The 24,292-nt window shown below is 73.1% G+C and carries 19 protein-coding genes; 10 read left to right on the top strand and 9 right to left on the bottom strand.

Annotation, left to right across the window (positions count from 1 at the left end):
• Positions 1-16: 16 nt before the first annotated feature.
• Positions 17-1,504: a hypothetical protein gene (locus tag ACGF0D_RS18195; protein ID WP_392917278.1), complete on the bottom strand. Its 1,488-nt coding sequence runs from the start codon at positions 1,502-1,504 to the stop codon at positions 17-19.
• Between the two features lie 279 nt (positions 1,505-1,783).
• Between ACGF0D_RS18195 and ACGF0D_RS18190 the strand changes: the two genes are divergently transcribed.
• Positions 1,784-2,719 carry an alpha/beta fold hydrolase gene (locus ACGF0D_RS18190; RefSeq protein WP_392917275.1) on the top strand — a complete coding sequence of 312 codons (936 nt, stop codon included), beginning with the start codon at positions 1,784-1,786 and terminating at the stop codon, positions 2,717-2,719.
• A 227-nt stretch (positions 2,720-2,946) separates the two neighbouring features.
• Here ACGF0D_RS18190 and ACGF0D_RS18185 read toward each other — a convergent pair whose 3' ends face one another.
• On the bottom strand, positions 2,947-3,558 hold the full coding sequence (locus tag ACGF0D_RS18185) for an AraC family transcriptional regulator (RefSeq protein WP_392917272.1): 612 nt from the start codon (positions 3,556-3,558) through the stop codon (positions 2,947-2,949).
• A gap of 435 nt (positions 3,559-3,993) precedes the next feature.
• Here ACGF0D_RS18185 and ACGF0D_RS18180 point away from each other — a divergent pair, with 435 nt between their 5' ends.
• Both ACGF0D_RS18180 and ACGF0D_RS18175 read left to right on the top strand, forming a co-directional pair.
• Complete coding sequence (locus ACGF0D_RS18180) at positions 3,994-4,296, top strand: hypothetical protein (RefSeq protein WP_392879080.1); 303 nt, start codon at positions 3,994-3,996, stop codon at positions 4,294-4,296.
• A 163-nt stretch (positions 4,297-4,459) separates the two neighbouring features.
• A complete protein-coding gene (locus ACGF0D_RS18175) occupies positions 4,460-4,915 on the top strand; it encodes a hypothetical protein (RefSeq protein WP_392917269.1) in 456 nt (151 codons plus the stop codon).
• A 184-nt stretch (positions 4,916-5,099) separates the two neighbouring features.
• On the opposite strand, the gene ACGF0D_RS18170 is transcribed toward ACGF0D_RS18175, so the two are convergent.
• A complete protein-coding gene (locus tag ACGF0D_RS18170) occupies positions 5,100-5,894 on the bottom strand; it encodes an MBL fold metallo-hydrolase (protein WP_392917266.1) in 795 nt (264 codons plus the stop codon).
• 394 nt (positions 5,895-6,288) lie between these two features.
• On the opposite strand from ACGF0D_RS18170, the gene ACGF0D_RS18165 reads away from it, so the two are divergent.
• Positions 6,289-6,660 (top strand): ArsR/SmtB family transcription factor, encoded by a 372-nt coding sequence (locus ACGF0D_RS18165; protein ID WP_392917263.1) that lies wholly within the window; start codon positions 6,289-6,291, stop codon positions 6,658-6,660.
• A gap of 37 nt (positions 6,661-6,697) precedes the next feature.
• Here the strand turns inward: ACGF0D_RS18165 and ACGF0D_RS18160 are convergent, their stop codons facing one another.
• Complete coding sequence (locus ACGF0D_RS18160; RefSeq protein ID WP_392917260.1) at positions 6,698-7,693, bottom strand: zinc-dependent alcohol dehydrogenase family protein; 996 nt, start codon at positions 7,691-7,693, stop codon at positions 6,698-6,700.
• Between the two features lie 484 nt (positions 7,694-8,177).
• Between ACGF0D_RS18160 and ACGF0D_RS18155 the strand changes: the two genes are divergently transcribed.
• Positions 8,178-9,152: a phosphotransferase family protein gene (locus ACGF0D_RS18155; protein WP_392917258.1), complete on the top strand. Its 975-nt coding sequence runs from the start codon at positions 8,178-8,180 to the stop codon at positions 9,150-9,152.
• 682 nt (positions 9,153-9,834) lie between these two features.
• Here ACGF0D_RS18155 and ACGF0D_RS18150 read toward each other — a convergent pair.
• Together ACGF0D_RS18150 and ACGF0D_RS18145 are read right to left on the bottom strand one after the other, a co-directional pair.
• Positions 9,835-11,001 carry an MFS transporter gene (locus ACGF0D_RS18150; RefSeq protein WP_392917255.1) on the bottom strand — a complete coding sequence of 389 codons (1,167 nt, stop codon included), beginning with the start codon at positions 10,999-11,001 and terminating at the stop codon, positions 9,835-9,837.
• Positions 11,002-11,295: 294 nt separating this feature from the next.
• Entirely contained in the window at positions 11,296-11,616 is a 321-nt protein-coding gene (locus ACGF0D_RS18145) for an ArsR/SmtB family transcription factor (RefSeq protein WP_392879064.1), read from the bottom strand.
• A 1,136-nt stretch (positions 11,617-12,752) separates the two neighbouring features.
• On the opposite strand from ACGF0D_RS18145, the gene ACGF0D_RS18140 reads away from it, so the two are divergent.
• Positions 12,753-13,115: a hypothetical protein gene (locus tag ACGF0D_RS18140; RefSeq protein WP_392879061.1), complete on the top strand. Its 363-nt coding sequence runs from the start codon at positions 12,753-12,755 to the stop codon at positions 13,113-13,115.
• Between the two features lie 1,093 nt (positions 13,116-14,208).
• Here ACGF0D_RS18140 and ACGF0D_RS18135 read toward each other — a convergent pair.
• Positions 14,209-15,030 carry an ABC transporter permease gene (locus ACGF0D_RS18135; protein WP_392917489.1) on the bottom strand — a complete coding sequence of 274 codons (822 nt, stop codon included), beginning with the start codon at positions 15,028-15,030 and terminating at the stop codon, positions 14,209-14,211.
• A 17-nt stretch (positions 15,031-15,047) separates the two neighbouring features.
• A complete protein-coding gene (locus tag ACGF0D_RS18130; RefSeq protein ID WP_392879058.1) occupies positions 15,048-16,013 on the bottom strand; it encodes an ATP-binding cassette domain-containing protein in 966 nt (321 codons plus the stop codon).
• 389 nt (positions 16,014-16,402) lie between these two features.
• Between ACGF0D_RS18130 and ACGF0D_RS18125 the strand changes: the two genes are divergently transcribed.
• From ACGF0D_RS18125 to ACGF0D_RS18110, 4 genes are all read left to right on the top strand, one after another.
• A complete protein-coding gene (locus tag ACGF0D_RS18125; protein WP_392917253.1) occupies positions 16,403-16,846 on the top strand; it encodes a pyridoxamine 5'-phosphate oxidase family protein in 444 nt (147 codons plus the stop codon).
• A 44-nt stretch (positions 16,847-16,890) separates the two neighbouring features.
• The gene (locus ACGF0D_RS18120; protein ID WP_392917250.1) at positions 16,891-19,947 is read left to right on the top strand and encodes an amino acid adenylation domain-containing protein; all 3,057 of its coding nucleotides are present in this window, start codon (positions 16,891-16,893) and stop codon (positions 19,945-19,947) included.
• Positions 19,948-19,990: 43 nt separating this feature from the next.
• Positions 19,991-21,214, top strand: a complete 1,224-nt coding sequence (locus tag ACGF0D_RS18115) for a cytochrome P450 (protein WP_392917247.1) — start codon at positions 19,991-19,993, stop codon at positions 21,212-21,214.
• Between the two features lie 86 nt (positions 21,215-21,300).
• On the top strand, positions 21,301-22,548 hold the full coding sequence (locus ACGF0D_RS18110) for a cytochrome P450 (protein ID WP_392917244.1): 1,248 nt from the start codon (positions 21,301-21,303) through the stop codon (positions 22,546-22,548).
• Between the two features lie 176 nt (positions 22,549-22,724).
• Here the strand turns inward: ACGF0D_RS18110 and ACGF0D_RS18105 are convergent, their stop codons facing one another.
• Positions 22,725-24,131 (bottom strand): MFS transporter, encoded by a 1,407-nt coding sequence (locus tag ACGF0D_RS18105; protein ID WP_392917242.1) that lies wholly within the window; start codon positions 24,129-24,131, stop codon positions 22,725-22,727.
• Positions 24,132-24,292: the final 161 nt, after the last annotated feature.

Raw genomic sequence — 24,292 nt, 5'->3', positions numbered from 1 at the left:
GGCGGGCCCGGTGCCGTTACAGGCCCGCCCGCCTCAGCAACCGTTCCATGTGCTCGACGGGCAGGAACGGCGAGGCGGCGGCGGCCTGCGCGACACGCGGGGAAGGGTCGGCGAGCAGGTCCAGCAGCGCCGGCAGGGGCAGGTTGCGGTGGGGGGCGACGGCCAGGCGCACGCGCTCCTCGGGGTCGCGGGCCAGCTGTTCGGCGAGGTGCGCGGGCAGGCCGGGGTCGCGGGGCGCGAGGGAGCGCAGCCGGGGCACGGGGTCGGTGGCGAAGCGGCGCAGGGTCTGCGGGGGGAAGGTGAGGACCTGCGCCTTGTCCCACCAGAAGGTGAACTTGTCGGCGCGCGGGCGGTAGCGGCGTTCGATGTCCTCGGCGGTCGCGGGGTCGACCAGGTGCGGGGCGGTGTGCGCCATGGTGAGGCGTACGGTCTCCTCCTCGTCGCGGAGCAGGCGGGCCACCGCGTCGGCGGGCAGGGCCGTACTGAGGGCCGCGCAGGCCCGGAACGCGACGTAGGGCGAGCCGACGTGCGGCAGCGGGTCGTCGGTGACCCAGGCCAGGCCCAGGGTCCTCAACTCCGCGCTGGCGGCGGTGTCTTCGACCCAGCGCAGGAACGTCTCGTCGTCGGCGTCGAGGGCCGGCTCGGCCGCCGCATGCGCGAACGCCCGGGCCTGGGCGTGGATGCGCGCCCGCAGGTGCTCCGGCGTGTCGGGCCGGGCGAAGACCTTCACCCGCACGCTCAGGGCCGGATCGTCGGCGAGGGCCTCGCGCACGGCCGGCGGCAGGTCGGGGTGGCGGGCGAGTTCGGCGCGCACCGCGCTGTCCGGGTCGTCGGCCAGGCGCCGCAGCAGGTGCGTGTCGAGGACGGCGTGGACGACGGCGCCGGCCCGGGTCACCGGGTCCGCCAGCAGCGCCGGCAGCAGGTCCGCGGGCGGCACCGGGTGCGGCAGGCGCGCGTAGTACGTCGAGCAGGCGGCGGCGCGGACGGCGGCCTCGGGATCGGTCAGCAGGATGCGGCGCACCGTCTCCGGGGCCTGCGTCCAGTACTTGGCCAGCGCGGCCCGTACGGCCGGTTCGGGGTCGGCGGCCAGGCGCGCGCGCAGGTCGGGCGGCGTGGCGTCCTGCTGGGCCAGGTACTCGCGGACCGTCGGGTGGGGATCGCCGACGAGCCGATCCAGCACCTGCCGGGGCGCGCTCGCGGCGCGGCGGGCGAGCGCGGCGCGGACCCCCTTGTCCCGGTGGTCGGCCAGGACCAGGCGGAACCGGTGCGGCAGGCGGTCGTTGAGCGCCAGGCCGCGCAGCAGCCACGGGTCGTCGGTCGCGATGATCTCGGCGACCGTGTCCTCGGTGAGGTCCGGGCGGCCCGCGACCTTCCCCAGGCCGTTGCGCCTGGCGATCAGCCGCCGCACCAGGGCGGCGGGCAGGGCCGGGTTCACCGCCAGGGCGTTCACCAGCCGGTCGAGGTGGGCCGGGGTCGGGGCCGGGGTCGGGGCGTCGGCGTCCATGCGAGCCAGGATGCCATGCGGGCTCCGGGACGGCGGCACCGGGCCGGGCCTCAGCGGGGACGACACGGCGTCCGCCCGTCCGCGACGACCCCTGGACCCGGCGACCCCTGGACCCCGGGCCCGACAGCCCGGGGCGCGGGTTCCACTCCCGGATCCGCGCCCCGAGGGCACCACCGCCTGCTGACACCCCGGCGCGGTCGCTTCGCGCGCGACCGGCCGGCGCACCCGCGGCGGGGCCGGCCCTGGACAGGCGGGCCGGGGGCGGCGGAGGATCCGGGCATGCCGTGTGACGAACCGTTGTCCGGGGAAGAGCCGACCGCGCTCGAGCGGCGTACGGGCGCCGCGGCGCCGGGGCCGCTCCCGTGCCGGCCCGGGAGCCGACGGGCGGGCGGCGGCGCGGTCGGCGGTGAGTCGTTCGTCGAGCTGGGCGGGCGCCGGTTCGCGTACCTGGACTTCGGCGGCGACGGGCCGCCCGTACTCGCCCTGCACGGACACTTCGGGCGGGGCCGCATCTTCGCGCCGCTGGCCGCCGCGCTCGCCGGCCGCTACCGGGTGGTGGCGCTGGACCAGCGCGGACACGGACTGTCCGACAACGGCGGCGAGTTCACCCTCCCGCACTACGCGGACGACGCGGCGGCGTTCCTCGACACGCTCGGCCTCGCACCCGCCGCGCTCCTGGGCCACTCGATGGGCGGCGCGGTCGCCTTCCACCTCGCCCACCGCCGCCCCGACCTCGTCCCCGCCCTGGTCGTCGCCGACACGACGACACTCAACCACGAACCCGAGACCCGTCCCGTCCTGGACGTGACCGGCTGGCCCCGCCGCACCCGCACCCGCCGGGCCCTGGAAGACGCCTTGGCCGAACACGGCGTCCCCACCGGCTACCTCATGGACAGCGCGGCCGAGTTCGACGACGGCTGGGGCTTCCTCTTCGACACCGCCGACATGACGGCCTCCCAGGAACACCTCACCGGAGACCTGAGCGCCGTGTGGAACGCCACCCGCCAACCCGCGCTGCTCCTGCGCGCAGGCGACAGCTTCCTGCTCACCCCCGCCACCGCCCGACGGATGGCCACCGAGCGGCCGAACACCCGCCTCGTGGAGATCCCGGACAGCGGACACTGGCTGTACGCGGACGCCCCCCAGGCGTTCGCCCACCACGTCCGCGCCTTCCTCGACCACCTCCCCCGCACCCGGCCCACCCCGGCCCCCTGACACCCCGTACGGCGGACCGGCCCCGGGGACCGTCACCACCGGCCGGGGACCCACGGCAAACAACCCCGGACGGACGGGCGGCGGGGGACGGACGGGTGGTGGCGGTCCGCGCCCCGGTGCCACCACTCCCGGTACGGCGACACCGCGGTGCAGTGACGGCACCGGAGCGCAGTGGCGACACCGGGGGCGTCGGGGGCGGATCGGTGCCCGTCGGCCGGCAGGGCCCGTCAGGCGCGGGCGGGCTCCCCCACGCCGACGGCGCGCAGGGCGCGGGCGGTGGTCTCCCGGTGCTCGCCGACCGGGGCGACGTAGTCGAGGACGGCACGCGCGGCGTCCTCGCCCAGGGTGCGGGTGATCACCCAGGTGGCGAGGTACTGGGAGGCCAGGCAGCCGCCCGCGGTGGCGATGTTGCCCTCGGCGTGGAACGGCGCGTCGGGCACGGTGACACCGAGGGCCTTGAGGAAGGGCCGGGTCGTCGGGTCGGTACAGGCCGGCATGGAACCCAGCAGCCCCAGATGGGCCAGCACCAGCGCGCCGGAGCACTGGGAGCCGATCAGCTGCCGGGCGGGGTCCAGCGGCAGCCGGGCGAGCAACGGGGCGTCGGCGACCACGTCGCGGGTCCGCACCCCACTGCCGATCAGCACGACGTCGGCCTCGGCGACGAACTCGATCGGACGCTGCCCGGCGACCTGGACACCGTTCATCGAGGTCACCTGCGGCGTCGGTGTGGTGATGAAGGCCTCCAGACCGTCGCTGCGGCAGCGGTTGATCAGTGCGGAGGCGATGAAACTGTCGAGTTCGTTGAACCCGTCGAAGGTGACCACGGCGACCTGTGCCATCACTGCTCCCTCATACGGCGTCACATGTCCGGCCCCCAGTGTGCCGCGCCCCGCAACCGAGGCACGACGGCACCGGTACCGGGGGCGGGACGGCGCCGGGCCGGGGCCGGGACGGCACGTGAGCGGGGCCGGGCCGGGGACGGGCGGTGCCGGGGGCGGGTGTGACTGGTCGAGATAGTTGTCACTTGGCCGCGGTAGTTGTCACTGGCTGCGCCGGTTCGCCGGCTGCGATCTGTGACTCGGCAGGCTAACTGTCGTGTCAGCGCGGATTCTGTCGTCCAGGGTCAGCGTCGATCTCGTCGGCGAGGGGAACCGTGACACGTTAGGAGCTGTCCGGCCGATCATTGGTGGCGCGCTCTGGCTGTTGCTTGAGGCGCCTGTGGCGGCGGCCTGAAGTCGATTGCCAGAGATCTGCTGCTGCGCGACCATCGTCGGATGGATACGGGTGAGGGTCGGAAGCTGGTTCGGGTTGTGCAGACGTGTTCTGCCTACCCGTCGCAGTGGGACGCCTGGACGGCAGACGGCCAGTACCTGTACCTCCGATACCGGCATGGTGAGGGCTGCGTCGAGTGGCACCCTGGGCCTGAGGATGATGCCGACACGCCGGACTCGTGGAACGAGGGCCTCTCGGGGCTCCTCGTCGAATGGGACGACGGCACCGACGGCGGTGTCATCAGCCTTGAGGACTTCCTCGCAGCAGCGGGTTTGGTGCTGGCGCCGGGTGCCTCGGTGAGCTGAGGCTTCTTCGAAGTTGGCGACAACTTGCTTGCCGAACGATCAGCCAGCCGTCAGATCCCTCGCCGATTCAGCGACAGTTGTCATGCTGACCCGACCACAGAACCGCACGCCGAGCACCGCTCCTGGCGACAAGTAGCGTGCTGAGTCACACGATCATGCTGGGATGGCCCACGACATCCTGTTCTTCCTCGCTGCCGACGACAAAGCTGCAGCTGCCACGCGCCTGCGGGGACCTGGTGCGGCCTTCGAGTCCGTGAGCTGCCGCTTCATCGATCCGGACACGGCCATTGCCGAGTGGGACATGTACTTCGAGGAGCCCTCGGCAGAGGCCCCCTCGTCTGAGCAGCTGTACGCGTGGCGGCCATGGCCGGAGTGGGTCGTTCCTCCCTTGAACGATGGCGTTGAGGTGATCGCTCTACCGAAGCGACTGACCCATGCGCTGGCCAAAGCGAGCCTCGCCGAACTCGAGGAGCTCGCCGATCGCTGGACCGCGCGGCTCTGGTCCGAGGACGGGGACGAGATGACGGACGACGATCTCCTGGCGGTCCTCCAAGCCGTTGCCCGGCTCGCGGCGTCAGCGGTGCACACCGGTGGCGGCCTCTACAGCTGGAGCTTCTGACCGTCCCTCCTGCAGGAACGTTCGCGGTTGTGACAGTTAGAACGACCAGACAGTGACAACTACAGCGACCGCAACTGCCCAAAACCCCAGGCCGGCTGCTGCCCTCAGTGACAACTATCTCGACCAGTCACAGCGGGCGGGGCCGGGCCGGGGGCGGGGCGGTGCCGGTGCCGGGGGCGGTGGTTCAGGCGGCGACGAAGCGGCGGTGGCCGTCGGCGGCGAGGATGCGGCCGAAGCGCATACCGGGCAGGTGGGCGGCGACGAGGAGGTCGTCGGTGTCGGCCGCCCGGTCGGCGATGCGGTTGCGCACCGCCGAGGCGGCGGCAGGGTCGACGTCCCAGACGACCTGCCAGTCCCGTTCACCGAACTGGACGACGGAGTGCACGACGTCCCCGAGCAACAGGGCCCGGCGCCCGCCACCGGACAGCACGTAGACGGTGGTACCCGGGGTGTGGCCGGGCAGGTGGAGAGCATCGATACCGGGAGCGAGGGTGAAGTCGGTGTCGAACAGCTCCAACCGGCCCTCGACGGGGCTGAGTTTGGCGACGGCTTCGGGGGTCGCGATGTCACCGGTGACGAAGTGCTGCCAGTCGGCGCGGTGGGCGCGGTAGACGGCGTTGGGGAAGACGGGCCGGCCCTCGACGCTGGCCCAGCCGACGTGATCGAAGTGGAGGTGGGTGAAGACGACATCGGTCACGTCGCCGGGGGCGGTGCCGTGGGCGGCGAGCGAGTCCAGCAGGGCGCCCCCGCGGTAACGGCCGTCGTCGTGCGGGCCGACCCCGGCATCGACCAGCACCGTACGCTCACCACCGCGCACCAGGAAGGCGCCGAGCGGCAGGGTGAGGGTACCGTCGGGTCCGAGGTGGTGGCGGTGGCAGGCCCACGGATCGTCGACGCCGGGACGGGTGAGGATGTCGGCGGCCCTCTCGGTGCCCGTTCCGTCCATGACCGCCAGAACCTCGATGTCACCGATCCTCATCCGCGCGCCCTCCCGTGACCGTACGTCGATGGGCCCGCCGCACACGCGGGCTCTCGACGGCAACCACCCCGGGCGGCACGGGATTCCCCCCGGCACCCGAAAACCGCAGGGCCACCTCACCTCACCCTGCCCCTCCCCTCCCCTGCCCTGCCCGTCCCCGTTCGCGGCGGGTCGTTCGCGGCGGGTCGTTCGCGGCGGGTCGCACGCCCCCACCGCGGGGCGGGGGCGCGCTCGCGGATGCCACGGCGGGGGCGGGCGGCTTCACCCACCGGACTGAACACCGGGAGGGCCAGGCGATCGGCCCTGGTAGCGTCGTGTGCGTGAAGTCGCGCGCACCGCGCGGTCTTTGGCCATCGGACGGACGGGGGTCGAGTGTTGGGAAGGGGTGGTGGGTGTGGGACGGGCACGCGTGGCGGCGCGGGTGATCGTGCACCCTGGTGTGGAGGACGTGAGCGTCCAGCAGGTGCTGGAGGCGCTCGCTGATCCGGCCCGCAGGACGGTGGTGCGCACACTCGCGCACTCCGGAGCCGACCTCAGCTGCGGCTCCTTCGACCTGCCGGTGGGGCGTTCGACCTCCAGCCACCACTTCAGCGTGCTGCGCCAGGCGGGCGTACTGCGCCAGTACTACGTGGGCACCACCAAGATGAACGCGCTGCGCGCCGAGGAGTTGGAACGGCGCTTCCCCGGCCTGCTGTCGGCGGTGGTGGCCGCCGCGGACGCGGAAGCACGCCGGGCCTCGGGAGCGACCCGGGCCCCGGGGGCGTGAGAGCGACCCGGGCCCCGGGAGGGGGCGTGAGGGCGGGTCAGTCGCGGACGGTGAGGACGATCTTGCCGATCCGGGTGCCGGATTCGAGGTGGCGGTGGGCTTCGGCGACGGCGTCCAGGCCCTCGAAGACACGGTCGATGACGGGGGTGAACGAGCCGTCGGCCAGGCCCGCGGTGACGAACGCGTGGGCACGGCGCAGGCGTTCGTCGTCGCGGGTCACCTCGTGCATGCTGAAGAAGCGGCTGGTGACGGGAGCGAAGGTGTCCTGGCCGGGCAGCGGGGTGTCGCGCGGGTCGAGACGGCCGTAGACGATCAGGCGTCCGCCGGGGGCGAGGGTTCGCGCGAGAGCGAGGACGCCGGGTCCGGCGACGGGGTCGAAGACGGTGCGCACACCGCGTCCGGCGGTCACGGCCTCGACGCGGGCGAGGAGATCTTCCTCGCCGGTGACGACGACAGCGCCGGCGCCGGCGTCCAGCAGGTGCCGGGCCTTGACGCGGGTGCGGGTGGTGGCGATGGGGTGGACTCCCAGGCGGCGGGCGGTACGGATGGCGGCCAGGCCCACGCCGGAGGCGGCGGCGGTGATCAACACGTGGTCGCCCGGGCGCAGGTGGCCGTCCTCGGCGAGCGCACCGTAGGCGGTGAGGTAGGCCATCCACACGGCGGCGCCCTGAACGGGCGTGAGGTGTTCGGGGTGGGGGACGGCGGCACGGGCGGGAACCAGGACGTGGGTGCCGTAGACGCCGTAGTCGTTCTGGGAGAACGCGGGCACCGTGTCGACGCGCCGGCCGGGCACGAAGGCGGTGACGCCCTCGCCGACGGCCTCCACCGTGCCCGAGGCCTCGTAGCCGAGGGTGGCGGGCAGGCGCGGCCGCTCCAGGTAGGTACCGGCACGGAAGAGGGCCTCGGCACGGTTGAGACCGATCGCGGCGACACGCAGACGCAACCCACCGGGCCCGGGCTCGGGCAGGACACACTCACACACGGCCAGCACCTCCGGCCCCCCGACGCTCTCGAAGACAACAGTCCTGGGCATGACGAGCCCCTCCCCCTGGTACGTACCGCCGGCGACGCGGATCCACGCCCAGCCAACCCGGACACACCCCACCTGTCAAACTTCGACAACCGTCGGAACAAGGGACTTCGGGCAACGGCTGCACGGAAGTTGACAGGCCGTCAGCACCGCCCAGGGCCCCGGCAGGCCAGGTGCGGCAGACCGGGGACCGGGCGGGTGCCGCGTGCGGCAGACCGGGGACCGGCGCGGGCGTGCGGCAGGCCGGGGACCGGGCGGGTCCAGGTGGAGGCCGGGTACGGCGGGCCGGGGTCCGGGTACGGCGGACCGGGTACGGCAGACCGGGGACCGGCGCGGGCGTGCGGCGGGCCGGGGACCGGCGCGGGCGTGCGGCGGGCCGGGGACCGGGCGGGTCCAGGTGGAGGCCGGGTACGGCGGACCGGGTACGGCGGGCCGGGGTCCTGGCGGGGCCGGGCGCGTCCGTCCGGCGGGCCGGGGCGTAGGCTCGGTGTCCGTGACCGAGGGTGGGGACTGGGGCCAGGGATGGGACGCCACGCGCCGGTGGGTCGAGGGGCACCTCGCACCCGGCGAGCGCATCGGCGCGGTCAGCGCACTGAAGGGCGGGTGGACCTCACGGATGCGCCGCCTGGACGTGGAACGCCCCGGCGGGGCCGACCCGTACGCGCTGGTACTGCGCTCCTTCGTCAAACCGTTCTACCGCCGCCACGCCCCGGCACTGCTGGCCCGCGAGGCGGGCGTGCTGCGCCTGCTGGAGGGCAGCGGCATCCCGGCGGCGCGACTGGTCGCCGTGGACGCGCAGGGGGCGGTGTGCGAGCACCCGTCACTGGTGATGACCCACCTGCCCGGCACCGTACGCGTGGCCCAGGACCGGGACCGGGCGGCACGCACGGACCTGCTGGCCGCACAACTCGCCGCCGTACACGCCCTGCCCGTCACCGAACGGGACCGACCGCGCACCTGGCAGCCGTGGACGGCACCCGAACGCGTCACCGTACCCCCCGACACGGCACGCCCCGCACTGTGGGCCCGGGCGATCGAGGCGATCCGCCACCCCGCGCCCACACACCGGCCGTGCTTCCTGCACCGCGACTTCCACCCCGGCAACGTACTGTTCACCGGCCACGGCCCGGACCTGAAGGTCAGCGCGGTCATCGACTGGGTCGAAACCTCCTGGGGACCGGCCGACCTGGACGTCGCCCACTGCTCCACCGCACTGGCCCTGCTCCACGGCCCCGAAACAGCCCTGGCCTTCCCCGACCGCTACACCGCCGCCGGCGGCCGCACCCTCGCCACCGGCCCCACCCACCTCTACTGGCGACTCCTGGACGCCCTCGCCTTCGCCCCCGACGCCCGCAAAGTCGCCGAACCCTGGCACGACCTCGGCCGCACCGACCTCACCCCCACCCTCCTGACCACCCGCCTCGAAAACTACCTCCAAGCCCTCCTCGACCACCACACCTGAACACCCCCCCGGCCAGGCCACCACCACACAACGCGACCACCCCGCCACCAACACCGCCCCCCGCCTCACCCGCCCCGCGGATCCGGATCCCGCCCAACCACCACCACCAAAACCCCTACGACCGGCCGCCCCCAGCTCCCGGACACGCCGCGCCCCCGCGCCCGGACAGGTGGTGGGGCGCAGCACGGGGGGTGCGGCACGGGGGGTGCGCAGCACGGGGGGTGCGGGCGTGGGTGGGGCTCCGGGCCGGGACGGGACGGGACGGGGCAGGGTGGGGCCCCGGGCCCGGGGCGGGGCGGGGCGGGGGCCCTGCTGCGGACGGGCCGGAACAGCCCGCTGCCGATGCGTGGCACCATCCCGGTCTTCGACCGGCCACTCCCAAAGGCGCCGCCGCCACCGGTCGTGGCGTCACCGCCGGTTGGCCGGCCTTCAGCGGCTGCGGGCCGGGCGGCGCGCGTGTCATGGCCCCGCGCGGGGCAGGACGCGGCACGGGGCGGGGGCGTGCTTCCGGGGCCGGGGCCGGGGTGTGTTTCCGCTTCCTGCGGCTGGGGCGGTCGGGGTGTCGGAGGGAGTCGGCGGCGCTGCCGTCCGTGGCCGCGTCACCGCCCGGGCCGGGACACGCGGACTGCTCTCGGCCACCGTGCCGGCCCGGGGGTGAGGCCGGCCCGGGGCCGGGGGTGGGTCAGGGGGTGGTGGCGGGGCGGGTCTCGTGCGGGCGGGGGTGGCCGGGGCCGAGGCGGCGGCGCAGGAGGACGGTGGCGAGGGCGGCGGCGGCCAGGGCGGCGCCGACCAGGGGCAGGTGGCGGGGGCCGGCGGTGGTGACGACGGTTCCGCCGAGGGCGGTGCCGAGGGTGATGCCGAGGTTGGAGAAGGAGATGAAGAGGCTGTTGCCGAACTCGGGGGCGTCGGTGGCGTCGCGGGCGAGCCAGGACTGAGCGACGGCGAGGCCACCGCAGTGGACGGCGCCCCAGAGCAGGACGGTGGCGAGCATGGGGACGCGGTGGGGGCCGGCGGCGTCGACCAGGAGGTAGAGGGCCAGACACAGGAGCGGGTAGGCGGTGACGGTGCGCAGCGGGTGGCGTTCCAGCAGGCGGCCGTAGACGGGGTTGCCGGCGGTCATGACGACACCGAAGGCCATCAGGGCGGGGCCGGTGAGGGAGGTGTCGAGACCGGTGACGTGTTCGAGGTATTCGGCGATGTAGCCGTAGCCGCTGAACATCGCGGCGAACAGAAGGGTGACGGCGGCGACGGCCAGCCACAGGCGGGGGCGGCGCAGGATGCCCAACTGTCCGCGGTAGGTGGGGTGCTGGGTCTCGGGCAGGTCGGGGAAACAGGCAAGGACGGCGGCGCAGGCGAGGAGGTCGAGAGCTGCGGTGCTCCAGAACGCGGCGGGCAGGCCGAGGTGGTCGGCGAGGTAGGAGGTGAGGGGAACGCCGAACGCGAAGCCGGCACTGACGCCGGCGAAGACGGTGGTCGCGGCACGGGCACTGCGGCCGGGCGGGGCAAGGCGGGTGGCGGCAGTGAGAGCGAGGGCGAAGAAGACCGGATGGAACAGGGCGGGCAGGACCCGGAAGGCGAGGACGAGCGGGAAGGAGTCACTGAGCGCGTAGAGCGCGTTGGAGGCGGCGAAAACGGCAAGTGCCGCCGCCAGGACGGTTTTCCGGCGCAGACGGGAAGCAAGGAGCACACCGGCGGGACCGGTGACGGCGACGGTGAGCGCGAACACGCCGACCAGCCAACCCGCGGTGGCAGGAGCCACCTGCAGGCGCCGGGCCATGGCGGGCAGGACCCCGACGACGCCCATCTCGGTCGTGATGATGCCGAACACACCCAAAGCCAGGACGGGCACGGCCAAAGCGGTACGGGCAGGAGCGGTACGGAGCACGGCAACAACCTCCAACAGATACACAAATCTAGATAACTGAATGCGTTGGCCGAAGAAAAAACTGGGGACGCCGAACGGGCGCCCCCACCAGGAAGGGGACAGTGCGGGAACGGGTGATGCGGGAGGGAATGGCGCGGGAGTCGGCGGCGGGAACGGGTGACGCGAGGGCGGTGACGCGCGAGCGGGTGACGCGAGGGAGGGGGCGCGGGAGCCGGTGACACAGGGGAATGGTGCGCCGAGGGGTGGTGCGAGGGGGTGTCAGAGTTCGTCGCGCACGTACGCGGCGAAAGCGGCGATGGTCTCCTCGTTGCGCCGGTAGAACGTCCACTTGCCGACACGCTCGGACACCAGCAGCCCTGCCTCACGCAGGATCTGCAGATACCCGGAGACCACCGACTGGGCCAGCCCGGAACGCTCACAGAAGTCGGTGACACACACCCCGATATGGAAACCGACACCGCGCTCACGGTAGTACGCCTCGTCGAAATAGCGTTCGGGCGTCCTGAGCCAGCGCAGGAACTCCGCACGCGCCGGATTGGCGAGTGCCTTGTGCACGGCCAGCGGATCCAGATCCACCACACACGCCCCTTCCGGCGACCGACCACCACCCCGACCCCCGGGACGTATCTAATATTCTGGATACGACCCGGGGTGTCAAGACAGACCCCGACGACCAAGCACCCCCCGCAGGACGGCGCGAGAACGGGACAGGGCCTGTCCGGTGGACTCCGCCCAGGACAGCACCGGCCAACGACCGGCCCCGGGCACCCGCACCCGACACACACCACCCACAGCAGACGGCGGCAACCCCCGCCACCGACGAGGACCGCGACACACACCCCGACAGCACGGCACCACACCGACCCCCGGGACCACCCGGTCCCACCACCCCACCCGGCAAGCGCAACCACGGCAAACCCGCCGCGCCCGGCAAACGGGACCCCACCACTCCCCACGAACCCCGGCACGCCGGCACTCGAACACGGGACCCCGCGCCGGCCACCGACGAAGACACCAGCCGAACCGACCCCCCACAAGACACCCCCGGACAGTCCGGGCCCAAGCCGACCGGCGACGACGCGACACGCCGGCCCGACCGAGGCCAGACAGCAGGCGGAGTCCGCCGACACCTCCCACACACCGCCACCGGACGCACCCCCACCACAGGCAAGCGGTGACGCACCCAGGGCGGCCGGGGCGCAGCGGCACGCAGGACGCCAGGCAGACAGGCGGACAGACAGACGGGGCGCAGCAACGCGCGGCAGGCCAGGTGAGCCGGGCGCAGCAGTGAGCGAGACACCAAGCGGACGAGCGGGGTGCGCCGACACCTCCACACACCGCCGTCAGCCCCGCCCCCGGCCCGGGCAAGCGGCGGCGCGCCCAGGCAGGACGGGGCGCAGCGACCCTCGGCAGGCCTGACGGACAGGCGGGCGGGTCGGCGGGGCACGGCGGCGACGGGCTGACGGGAGGACAGGCGCCCGGGGCGCGGTCGGCAGGCAGGGCCACGGCGGCGGACGGGCGAATGGGCGGGCGTGCGGGCGGGAGGGGCGGGGTGCGCGCCGGGTGGCGTGCGGCCCGGGAGCGCGGGCAGGCGGGTGGTGCGGTGACACGCCGGGCGTTCACCCTCACGAGTGATTGTGACACTACGAACACGGGCGGACACTCTGGGTATCCGGAGGGCTCGTGGGAGCCCTCCCGGCACAAGGAGGGCCGTCATGGCCGCAGCCGAACCCACCGCCTCCCAGGTCCCGCAGATCACCGGCGCCCTGCAGTCCACCGACACGGAGCAGCGCCTCGCCGACATCGGCGGCAACGTCGGCGCCGTGTGGCGGGGCTGGGTGTTCTGGAGCCCGGGCAACGGGACGTTCAACCTGCAGATCTCGTGGAACGTCATCGGGATCAACTCCACCGTCGTCATCACGGCCTCGGAGATCGACGCCAACGGCAACCGGTTCGTCGGTGCCGCGCCGTTCCAGGTCTCGAGCATCGCCCCCGGCAACGGCGTCGTCACCTTCAAGATCAACATCGGCTGGAACAGCCCCCTCCCGATGCGCACCGACATCCTCGTCTTCAACTGACCACACCCACCCCCACCCACACCCGGCCACCACCCTCACCCCGCCACCCGCGGACCACCCGCACACGGCGGGGTGAACACCTCCCCCGAACACCGGACACCGGCGCGCCGGACACAGGGGGCAGGCGCCGGCACCGGCACCGGGGACAGAAGGGCAGGCACGGGGACCGGCGGGAACCGGCGCCAGCACCCGACACGGACACCGAAGCGGGCACAGGGGCGGGCACCGGCCGCCGGACACAGAGGGTGCCGTGCGCTCAGACCGGGCCGAGGACCCCGACCTGAACGGGACCGCGCACAACCACATCCACAGCGACACCCGTGGCCGCTGTGGTGGACCAGCCGGCTGTGGTGGACCAGCCGGCCGGGCTCGACGGGCCGGCCGTGCAGGGCGTGCAGGCCGTGCAGGGCGTGCAGGCCGTGCAGGGCGTGCAGGCCGTGCAGGGCGTGCAGGCCGTGCAGGGCGTACTCCAGCGCGGTGAGCACGAGGTCGGCATCCGCCCGTTCGGAGGTGTGCCAGCCCACGATCCGGCGGAAGAAGGCGTCGCGGGTCGTGGCCGGCCACCACGGCCCCTCGCCGGTCGGGATCAGCGAGATGTCGGCGACCCACAGCCGGTTCGGCGCGACGGCGGTGAAGTCGCTCCGCACCAGGTCCGGGGCGAGGCCGGCTGCCGGGTCACGGCCGGTGAAGGAGCGGGGCCGGCGCGGGCGATACCCGCCCGGAGCCCCGGGCTCTCACCCTCACGACCGGGGTCTGGCCGATTCGGCCCCAGGTTCCGGCGCGCGGCGGAGTCATCGACTGCTCGGCTTCGTCCTCGAAGATGATCCAGGCCCCGCGCTCCGCCGCGGTGCTCTTACCCGCAGGTGCGGGGAGAGGGCTGAGACTCCGATGCGCACGGTCCTGTTCGATTCTGTCGACTTGCGGAGGAACTTGTGCGTTTGCGCTCAGGCGCACCGCCCCGGCGCCTCGCCGCCCACTCACCGTGCTCGCCCTGCTCACGGGCGGCGGCGCCCTCGCTGCCGGGCTCCAACTCGCCACCGCCGCACCGGCGATGGTCGTCGAGAACGGGCTCGCCGGAGGGGCGGCAGCCCGGTCAGTCGGTCGCGTTGCGGTACTTGCGTACCGCCAGCCAGGAGAACAGCACCGTGATCAGCAGTGACCAGAGCGCGGACGCCACGATCGGATGCTGCATCGGCCAGACGCGCGCGCCGTCGGCCCCGGGGTTGCCGAACAGGTTCCGGCAGGCCTGGACGGTGGCGCTGAACGGGTTCCAGTAGGCGATCGTCTGCAGCCACTTCGGCATGGTGTCCACCGGTACGAAGGCGTTGGAGAGAAACGTGAGCGGGAAAAGCCAGATCAGGCCGGCCGAACTGGCGGCCTCCGGGCTGCGCACCGACAGACCGATCAGCGCCCCGATCCAGGAGAAGGCGTAGCCCAGCGCGAGCAGCAGCAGGAAGGCACCCAGTGCCCGGAGCACCCCGCGGTGCGCCCCCCAGCCCACCAGCATCGCCACGATCGCCAGCACCAGCAGGGTGAAGGCGCTCTGCGCCAGGTCGGCCAGAGTCCGCCCGGCGAGCACCGCCGAGCGTGTCATGGGCAGCGAGCGGAAGCGGTCCATCAGGCCCTTGGTCATGTCCTCCGCGATGCCGGCGGAGGCCCCCTCCACCGCGAAGGTGACCGTCTGGGCGAAGATCCCGGCCATCAGGAACTCGTGGTAGCCGCCGCCCGGTACGTTGATCGCGCCGCCCAGCACGTACGAGAAGAGCAGCACGAACATCACCGGCTGCAGCAGCCCGAGGATCACGATCTCGGGGATCCGGGTCATCCGGCGAAGGTTCCGCTGGGCGACCACCCAGGAATCGCGTGCCATCTGGACGACTCCGCCGCGCGGGTGCGGGATCGCTTGTCCCCTCATCACCGTGTCGACCACGGTCAGGCCTCCTTGCCAGGGACGGTCTCCCCGGCTGTGTGGCCGGTGAGGAAGAGGAAGACGTCGTCGAGGGTGGGCCTGCGCAGGCCGATGTCGTCGATGAGGATGCCCCGCCCGTCCAGCTCGCGGATGACGTCGGCGAGTACCCGGGCACCCCCGTCCACCGGCACGGCGATCCGCCGGGTGTGCTGCTCCACACTGGGCCGGCCCTTGCCGTACGGGGTGAGCGCCGCGACGGCCGCACCGATCAGCTCGCGCTGGTGGACCACCACTTCCACCCGTTCGCCGCCGATCCTGGCCTTGAGGTCGTCGGCGGAGCCGCGTGCGATCACCCGGCCGCGGTCGACCACGGCGATGTCGTGAGCGAGTCGGTCGGCCTCCTCCAGGTGCTGGGTGGTGAGCAGCAGGGTGGTGCCCTCCGCCACCAGCATCTCGATGACCTCCCACAGCGCCAGCCGGTTGCGCGGGTCCAGACCGGTGGTGGGTTCGTCGAGGAACATCACCGGGGGTCGCACCACCAGCGCCGCCGCCAGGTCGAGCCGGCGGCGCATGCCGCCGGAGTAGGTCCTGGCCAGCCGGTCGGCCGCCTCGGCGAGGTTGAACCACTCCAGCAGCTCCCGGGCGCGCGCCTTGGCGGCCCTGGTCCGCATCTGGTAGAGCCGGCCGACCATCTGGAGGTTCTCCCGGCCGGTGAGGTACTCGTCGACCGCCGCGTACTGGCCGCACAGACCCATCAGACTGCGAACCCGGGCCGGGTGCCTGAGCACGTCCACGCCCGCCACGTAAGCGCTGCCGGCGTCGGGCCGCAGCAAAGTGGTGAGCACCCGTACCGTGGTGCTCTTGCCCGAGCCGTTGGGGCCGAGCAGGCCCAGTACCGTCCCCTCCGGCACGTCCAGATCGACCCCGTCCAGGGCCCGTACGTCGCCGAAGGTCTTCACCAGGCCCTCGGCTCGGATGGCCGCCCTCATTCGCCTCCTCCTTCTCCCGGTGAACCACCTGACGGCCGGCGCTGACAGGACCTCTCATTCTGCTTTCCGGCGGGGAGCGCCCCGGTAGCCCACGCGCTGGCGGGCCCCGTGTTCGCAGTGGCCCGTCCGGCGGCCCGCCCGGATGCGAGCCACCCGGGTGTGGTGGAAGTCTGGGAGAGGGGCCGGGGCGGCCGAGCCGCCGGGTTCCCGAAGGCCGCGTGCACCGGCCGAGGGCGGCTGCGGTGCCGCACGGACCTGCGGCGGTCGCGCGCCGGCCGGTCGGAGGTGACTCCGTCGGCCCGTCCTCCGCACCACGATCAACACCGTCGACACCGGACGCGTTTTCTGTCGGCCCCTGCCGAATCGAGGCGGTACCAGTGGATCTCAGGATGTCGGTCGAAGACCGGGAGGAATTCCTCGCCGGAGTGCACGTGGGGATCCTGGGGGTGGACGATCCACGCGACGGCGGTGGGCCGTTACTGCTCCCGGTCTGGTACTCCTACCGGCCCGGCGGGCTGGTGACGGTCCAGACCGGGCGGGAAACGCTGAAGGCCCGGCTCATCCGCGGGGCGGGCCGGTTCAGCCTGTGCACGCAGAACGAGACGGCACCGTACCGGTACGTCAGCGTGGAGGGGCCCGTGGTGGCCGTCGAGGACCCGGTCCCGCCGGCCGAACACGAGGAACTGGCCCACCGGTACCTGGACCCGGACACGGCGACGGCGTACCTGGCGGCCAACCGCCGGCAACTGGCCGACAACCTCCTCATCCGCATGAGGCCCGAAAGATGGCGGACCGCCGACTTCGCGGCCTTCGCCGAGGAGTTCGAGCATTAGCTGCTCGTGCCACCCGGACATGCAGCAGAGAGCGGGACATTCCGATGAACACCCGCGCGACAGCGCACCAGGCGGTGGACCAGGACGCCGAGAAGGCGGGCTATCCGCGCGACCGCTGTCTCCACGAGCTGTTCGACGCCTGGGCGGCACACGGCCCCCAGGCCACCGCCTGCACACAGCACGGCCGCGACATCAGCTACGGCGAGCTGAGGATCCGATCCGACGCGCTGGCCACCCGGCTGCACGACTCCGGTGTGCGGCACGGCGACATGGTCGGAGTGTGCGGGGTACGGTGCCCGGAAGCGCTGGTCGCCTTCCTGGGAATCCTCAAGACCGGCGCAGCGTACGTCCCGCTCGACGACGCCTTACCGCCGGCACGGCTGCAGGCGATGGCCGAGGACGCGGGGGTGCACACCGTCGTCATGCTGCCCGGCAGCGCCCGCCGCATCCGGCGCGTGCGCACCCGTGTCGACCTGGGCGGCCCGGCACCGGCCGTACCCGGGGCCGCCGTACCGCGGCCCCGGGTACGGCCCACCGACTGCGCCTATGTGATGTTCACCTCCGGCTCGACCGGCCGCCCCAAACCGGTGGCGATCCCGCACCGCGGAGTCGTGCGGCTGGCGGTCTCCGACCTGGTCGGCCAGCGACCTCGGCCCGGTGAGCGGGTGCTGCACGCCTACGGCCTCTCCTCGGACGCCTCCACGATCGAGATCTGGCCCGCGCTGCTCGCCGGCGCCTGCATCGTGATCGCCTCCCAGGAGGAACTGCTGTCACCGGCCGCCCTGGAGTCACTGCTGCGCTCGGAACACGTCGCCGTCGCCTATCTGACCACCGGGGTGTTCCACCTCGTCGCCCGCACCATGCCGTCGGCACTGCGGTCCCTGCGGTTCGCCTCGGCCGGCGGTGAGGCGATGGACCCGGAGCTGGCCCGCGCGGTACTGGCGGCCTGCCCGGGCACCGCCGTGGTCAACTTCTACGGCCCGACCGAGAACACCGTCGTCTCCACCGCACACCTGATACACGACCTGCCGCCCGAGGTGACGGCCGTGCCGATCGGCCGCCCGCTGGAGAACTCCACCTGCCAGGTACTGCGTGCGGACGGCACCCCCGCCGGCACCGGCGAGGAAGGCGAACTCCTCGTCGGCGGAGACGGGCTCGCACTGGGATACCTCGGCGACCCCGAGCTGACCGCGGAGCGCTTCGTCGACAACCCCGTCGAGCCCGGTACACGCCTCTACCGCACGGGCGACCGGGTGCTCCGGCGCGCGGACGGCGCACTGGAGTACCGGGCCCGGATCGACAGGCAGATCAAACTGCGCGGGCACCGCATCGAACCGGAGGAGATAGAGACCCGGCTGCGGGCGGACGACGCGGTGGGCGAGGCCGTCGTCGAACGGGACGGCGACGCACTGATCGGGTACGTGACACCGGCTCGCCCCGGCCAGGCGCTGCCCCTGGACCGCATCCACAACTCCCTCGCCACCTGGCTGCCCGCCGCCGCGGTACCCGCGCGGCTGGTCGAACTCGCACAGTTCCCGGTCACCGCCGGAGGCAAGGTCGACCGTCACCGGCTGCGCAGGCCGGCGGCGACCGAAACCGCCGCCACCCCGGCAGCGGCGGACGGCCCCGGGCCCGGTGGTCCGCAGGACACAGTGGCGCAGGTGTGGCAGGTGGTACTGGGCGTGCACCCGGCACCGGGCGACAGCTTCTTCGCCATCGGCGGCGACTCCCTGCTCGCAGCCGAGGCCGTCACCCGTACGCTGACCGCCTTCGACCTCGACGCCCGGCACGGCCGCACCCTGGTCCACAGCCTGCTGCGATCCCCCGCGCTGGAGGACTTCACCGCCGCCGTCGTTGCCATCAGGGACCGGCCCGGCAAGGCGAGCGCCGACACGGGACCGGTGGACTTCCGCGCCGAAGCACAACTGGGCTTCACCCTGCCGGCGCAACGCGGATCGGCCCCCGACTGGCGGCACCCCGGGGAGGTGCTGCTCACCGGCGCCTCCGGCTTCGTCGGCGCGTTCCTGCTGGCCGCGCTGCTGCGCCGCACCGATGCCCGGGTGCACTGTCCGGTTCGAAGCCGGGACGGTGCCCACGCCCGGCAGAAGGTGGCGCTGACCTCGGCCCGCTTCGACCTCGCCACCGTCGAAGCCGCCGACCGCGTCGTGTGCTTCCCCGCCGACCTCGCCGAGCCCGGCCTCGGTCTGGAACCAGGCCGCGCCGACGAGCTCGCCGACACCCTCGACCTGGTGATCCACGCGGCCGCGCAGGTCAACTTCCTCTACCCGTACGAGGCGCTGCGCCGCACCAACGTGGAAGGCACCAGGGAGATCGTCCGGCTGGCGGCCGGGCGCGGTGTACCGCTGCACTTCCTCTCCACCATCGCGGTGCTGGCCGGCTTCGGAACCGCCGGTGTACGGCACGTCGACGAGGACCTGCCGCTCGACCACGCCGACCGGCTCACCATGGGCTACGCCGAGAGCAAGTGGGTCGCCGAAGAGGTGCTGCGCAACGCCGCGGACCAAGGCCTGCCGGTGGCGGTCTACCGGCCGTACGAGATCACCGGCGACCGGCACACCGGCGCCTGCAACACCGACACCGCGATCTGCTCGCTGTTCAAGACGATCAGCGAGACCGGGCTGGCCCCCGACATCCCGCTGCCGCTGGACTTCGTTCCGGTGGACTACCTCGCCGACGCGGTGGTGCACATCGCCACGGGGCACCGCACCACCCGCCGGACCTACCACCTGACCAATCCCCGCGCGGCGAGCCTGCACGACATGCTCGACCGGATGGACGCGGGTGGTCACCGGATCAGCCGGCTCCCCTACGAGGAGTGGGTGGGCGAACTCGTCCGCCATGTCGCGCAGCACCCCACGAGCCCCACGGCCCCGTTCGTCTCCCTGTGTGTGGACCGCTGCAAGCAGGCGGACATGTCCGTCAAGGAGATGTACTTCGAGGGCACCTTCCCGACCGTCGGACGGGCCAACGTCGAGCGCGACCTGGCCGCCGCGGGCCTGCACTGCCCTCCGGTCGACGCGGAGCTGCTGGACCGCTACCTGGAGTACTTCTACGCCACCGGCTACATCGAGCGCCCGTGACCGCAGCACCCTCGCGAGCCGCACCCTCGGAAGAGGAGCGAGCATGACCTCACAGCCGACCAGTGCGCCGGTACCCGGCCCCGAGCCGGACGTACTGGAGTTCCCGCTCCCGCCGCCGGGCACCATGGGGCCGCCCGAGGAGTGCGCACGGCTACGCGAAAGCCGCCGCATGGCCAGGGTCGGGCTACCGATGGACGCCACCGCCTGGTACGCCACCCGGTACGAGGACGTCCGGGAGCTGCTCGCGGACCCCCGGCTGATCCGGCCGAGCATCAACGACTGGCCGCCCCGCCCCGGGCAGGCCGCGGACGGCGGGCCGCGCCTGATCACCATGGCGGAACTGGACGGCCCCCGGCACGTGGCGCTGCGCAGGGCCATGGCTTCGGCGTTCAGCTTCCGAGCCGTCCGGGACCGGCTGGCGCGCATCCGTGAACTCGCCGAGCACCTGCTGGAGGAGGTCGAGGCGGACGGTCGCCCCGGCGACCTGGTCGCCGGATTCACCGAACCGTTCCCGCTGCTCGTGCTGTGCGACCTGGTGGGCATCCCCTTCCAGGACCGGGACTGGTTCCTTCCGGTGCTGGACGCGGCCCTCGACGGCATGGTGACCTCCGAGGAGGCGAACAGGGTCACCGGCCTGCTGCGCGAGTACACGGCCGAGCTGATCGCACGGAAGCGGAGCCGACCCGGTGACGACGTCCTGACCCGGTTGGTCGGCCAGTGCGACGGCGGAGCGCTGACCCATGACGAGGTGACGGCCTTCGGGCTGTCCATGCTCACCGTCGGGTTCGGCATCAGCGGCTTCTTCCTGGCCGACTCGGTGCACACCCTGTTGGAGAGGCCAGAGCTGTGGGCCCGCCTGCGCGACCACCGCGACCTCATACCCGTGGCGGTGGAGGAGATGCTGCGTTACATGCCGGTGATGAACGGCACCGTGTTGCTGCTGGCCACCGAGGACATCGAGGCAGGCGGGCAGAGCATCCGCGAGGGCGACGCCGTCATCCCCGTACTGGCTTCCGCCAACCGTGACGGGAGTGTGTTCGCCGACGCCGCCCGGTTCGACCCGTGCCGCGCGGACAACCCGCACGTCACCTTCGGCCGGGGAACCCACAACTGCGTCGGCGCCCACCTGGCACGCGCCGAACTGGCCGTCGGACTGGAGGCGTTGTTCGACCGCTTCCCCCGGCTGCGCCCGGCCGACGGGCGCGAACCCCTCTGGGACGACCAGTCCGTCACCAAGTCACCACTGACGCTCCCGGTCAGCTGGTGAACCGGCCCGCAGGTCCCTCGCCCCCGGTCGGGCCCAGTCGACCGAGCGCCCGCGCCCGGTCGCACACGAGAAGGGGAGGTCCAGCCGTGAACACCACGCCGGAACCTGTCGTCGACGTGCCCGTCATCGACCTGCCCCTCCCGCCGCCGGGCACGATGGGGCCACCCGAGGAGTACGGCCGGCTGCGCCAGGAGTGCCCGCTGGCGAAGGTCCGGCTGCCGATCGGTGCCACCGCCTGGTACGCCACCCGGTACGACGACGTCAAGGAACTGATCGCCGACTCCCGGCTGATCCGGCCGACCATCAACGACTGGCCGCCCCGCCCCGGTCGGGCCCCCGGTGACGAGCCGGGCCTGATCACGATGATGGAACTGGAAGGCCCCCGGCACGCCGCCCTGCGCAGGGCGTTGAGCGAGCCGTTCAGCGTCCGGTCCATCCGGAGCAGGCTGCCGAACCTCCGGCAGTCGGCCGACCGGTTGCTCGATGCGTTCGTCGGCGGCGACCAGCCCGGCGACCTGGTCGTCCGGTTCCTGGAGCCCTTCCCCGTCATGGTGATGTGCGACCTGGTGGGCATCCCCTACGACGACAGCCAGTACTTCCTGCCCAAGGCGGACGCCGCGCTCGGGGCCCTGCTCACCCTGGAGGAGGGCCGCGAGGCCACCTCCCGATTGCGCGCGTACATCACCTCGCTGCTCGACGGGAAGCGGCGTGAGCCCGATGACGACGTGCTCACCGAACTGGTCCGCGAGTGCGAGCACGGCACGCTGGACCATGAGAGCGCGGTGAGCTTCGGGCTCTCCATGCTGGTCGCCGGATACCGCACGAGCACCATGTTCCTGGCCGACGCCGTGCTGACCCTGCTGACCGTGCCCGGCGAGTACGCACGTCTGCGCGACAACCGCGACCTCATGCCCGGTGCGGTGGAGGAACTGCTGCGCTATGTACCGGTGATGAACGGCGTCGTCGTCCTCCAGGCCGTCGAGGACATCGAGCTGCACGGCCGGACGATCCGCGCCGGCGACGCCGTGCTGCCCGTACTCGCCTCCGCCAACCGCGACGGAAGTGTGTTCGCCGACGGCGACCGGCTCGACCTGTGCCGCGCGGACAACCCGCACCTCACCTTCGGCCGCGGAGCGCACAACTGCATCGGCTCCCACCTGGCACGGGCCCAGATGACCGTGTGCCTGGAGTCGCTGTTCGACCGGCTCCCCGACCTGCGCCTGGCCGAAGGCTGCCAGCCCATCTGGGAGGACGGGTCACCGAGCAAGTCACCCATCACTCTGCCCGTCAGCTGGAGCGCCCCGAGTCCGCCGCGTAGGCGGCAGCCCTGGTGATGTCCCGTCGCTTCGGCAATGCCGGCGGGGAGACCGCGTCAGTTGTTCACGTCGAACACAGCGGTGACGGGCGCGGCCCCACCGAAGCTCCGCCGCCGGCAATGGTGCAGAGCCACATTTCGCCCATCACTCACCCATCACGTCAGCCCGGTCCGCCCCCGAGGAGGTGCGCGCCGTCAGGCTCGCGGGGCGGGCTTCGGCGCCGGACCGGGCTTCGGGGCCGGGCCGGGAACGAACAGCACTGCGATCATGGCCGCCACCGCCAACAGCCCGGCCGTGACGACGAACGCGCGGTCGTAGCCGGCCGCGAGCGCCTCCAGCGGCTCGTGTCCCTCGCGCACCGCGCTGCGGGTCGCGGCCACCGCGAGCGAGGAGAGCACGGCCAGGCCGATACTGCCGCCGCACTGGCGCCCGGCGTTGAGCAGCCCGCTGACCAGTCCGGCCTCGTGCGGGGCCACGCCCGAGGTGCCCATCGCGGTGTTGGCGACCATGCAGATCCCGACGCCGGTGCTGGTGACCACGCACGGGCCCACGAACGCGCTCAGGTAGCCGGAGTCGACGCCGAGTCCGCTGAACCAGAGCATTCCGAGGCCCGCCAGCAGCAGTCCGGCGGTGAGCGCGGCCCGCGCCCCGAAGCGGGCACCGATGCGGCCGGCCGCCATGCTGCCGGCCATCACCCCGGCGCAGAACGGCAGGAAGGCCGCACCGGCCGCGAGCGGGCCGTAGTGCAGGACGTTCTGGAGGTGCAGCGAGCAGAAGTAGAAGCCCACCAGCATCGCCGCCCCGACCAGGGTGACGATCACACTCGCGGTCCATGCCGTCCGGGCCCTCAGCACACCGAGCCGGACGATCGGCGCGGAGGCGAAGCGGGCCTCCCAGTAGAGGAACGCGATGCCGACGAGCGCGGCGGCCCCGAGGGTGGCCAGGGTCCGCGCCGAGGTCCACGGGTGCCGGTCGGTCTCCATCAGCCCGTAGACCAGCGCGCACATCGCCCCGGTCCCGAGCACCGCACCGACCAGGTCGAGCCTGCCCGTGCGCGCCGGCCGGACGGTGGCGACCGAACGGACGGCCAGGACGCCGGCCGCCAGCACCAGCGGGACGTTGACGAAGAAAACCCACCGCCAGTCGAGCAGGTCCGTGAGCACGCCGCCGAGCAGGACCCCCAGCGCGCTGCCCGCCGCCGTCACCATCGACCAGACGCCCAGGGCCCTGGCCCTGGCCGTCCCCTCGGCGAAGGTGACCATGATGAGGGTGAGGCTGATGGGCGCGAGGAGCGCGGCGGCCACGCCCTGCCCGGCCCTGGCGGCGATCAGCTGCGCGGGGGTCTGCGCGAATCCGCCGAGCACGGAGGCGAGCCCGAACAGTGCCAGACCGGCCAGCAGCGCGCGGCGGTGTCCCACCAGGTCGGCCACCCGGCCGCCCAGGAGCAGCAGTCCGCCGAAGGCGAGCGCGTAGGCGTTGACGACCCAGGGCAGGGCGCTGTCGGCGAATCCCAGGGCGTGGCCCGTCGCGGGCAGGGCGATGTTCACGATGCTCGCGTCGAGCGTCACGACCAGTTGGCACAGGCTCGCCGTGGCGAGCACCAGGCCGGCGCGGGGATCGGAGCGGCCGGCGCGGGGACCGGAGCGGCCGGGGCCGTCCGGGGCGGCTCCGGAGCGCCTCCCGGCCCCGGAGCACCTCCCGGGCGCGGTCGTCGACGATGCGGGAACGGTTGATCCGGGCACGGCCACCTCCAGATGCGAAC

The organism is Kitasatospora sp. NPDC048298, from assembly GCF_043201465.1.
In the GTDB taxonomy this organism is placed as follows: Bacteria; Actinomycetota; Actinomycetes; order Streptomycetales; family Streptomycetaceae; genus Kitasatospora.
The sequence above is the reverse complement of the archived record's forward strand: the minus strand, read 5'-3'. Positions and strand labels throughout refer to the sequence as shown.

What these genes read in the sequence shown, in the direction of transcription:
- ACGF0D_RS18130 (WP_392879058.1), bottom strand. Translation starts at nt 16,013, where the DNA reads ATGAGGGCGGCCATCCGAGCCGAGGGCCTGGTGAAGACCTTCGGCGAC.
- ACGF0D_RS18185 (WP_392917272.1), bottom strand. Translation starts at nt 3,558, where the DNA reads ATGGCACAGGTCGCCGTGGTCACCTTCGACGGGTTCAACGAACTCGAC.
- ACGF0D_RS18160 (WP_392917260.1), bottom strand. Translation starts at nt 7,693, where the DNA reads ATGCCCAGGACTGTTGTCTTCGAGAGCGTCGGGGGGCCGGAGGTGCTG.
- ACGF0D_RS18190 (WP_392917275.1), top strand. Translation starts at nt 1,784, where the DNA reads ATGCCGTGTGACGAACCGTTGTCCGGGGAAGAGCCGACCGCGCTCGAG.
- ACGF0D_RS18175 (WP_392917269.1), top strand. Translation starts at nt 4,460, where the DNA reads ATGGCCCACGACATCCTGTTCTTCCTCGCTGCCGACGACAAAGCTGCA.
- ACGF0D_RS18195 (WP_392917278.1), bottom strand. Translation starts at nt 1,504, where the DNA reads ATGGACGCCGACGCCCCGACCCCGGCCCCGACCCCGGCCCACCTCGAC.
- ACGF0D_RS18170 (WP_392917266.1), bottom strand. Translation starts at nt 5,894, where the DNA reads ATGAGGATCGGTGACATCGAGGTTCTGGCGGTCATGGACGGAACGGGC.
- ACGF0D_RS18115 (WP_392917247.1), top strand. Translation starts at nt 19,991, where the DNA reads ATGACCTCACAGCCGACCAGTGCGCCGGTACCCGGCCCCGAGCCGGAC.
- ACGF0D_RS18120 (WP_392917250.1), top strand. Translation starts at nt 16,891, where the DNA reads ATGAACACCCGCGCGACAGCGCACCAGGCGGTGGACCAGGACGCCGAG.
- ACGF0D_RS18125 (WP_392917253.1), top strand. Translation starts at nt 16,403, where the DNA reads ATGTCGGTCGAAGACCGGGAGGAATTCCTCGCCGGAGTGCACGTGGGG.
- ACGF0D_RS18135 (WP_392917489.1), bottom strand. Translation starts at nt 15,030, where the DNA reads ATGAGGGGACAAGCGATCCCGCACCCGCGCGGCGGAGTCGTCCAGATG.
- ACGF0D_RS18140 (WP_392879061.1), top strand. Translation starts at nt 12,753, where the DNA reads ATGGCCGCAGCCGAACCCACCGCCTCCCAGGTCCCGCAGATCACCGGC.
- ACGF0D_RS18180 (WP_392879080.1), top strand. Translation starts at nt 3,994, where the DNA reads ATGGATACGGGTGAGGGTCGGAAGCTGGTTCGGGTTGTGCAGACGTGT.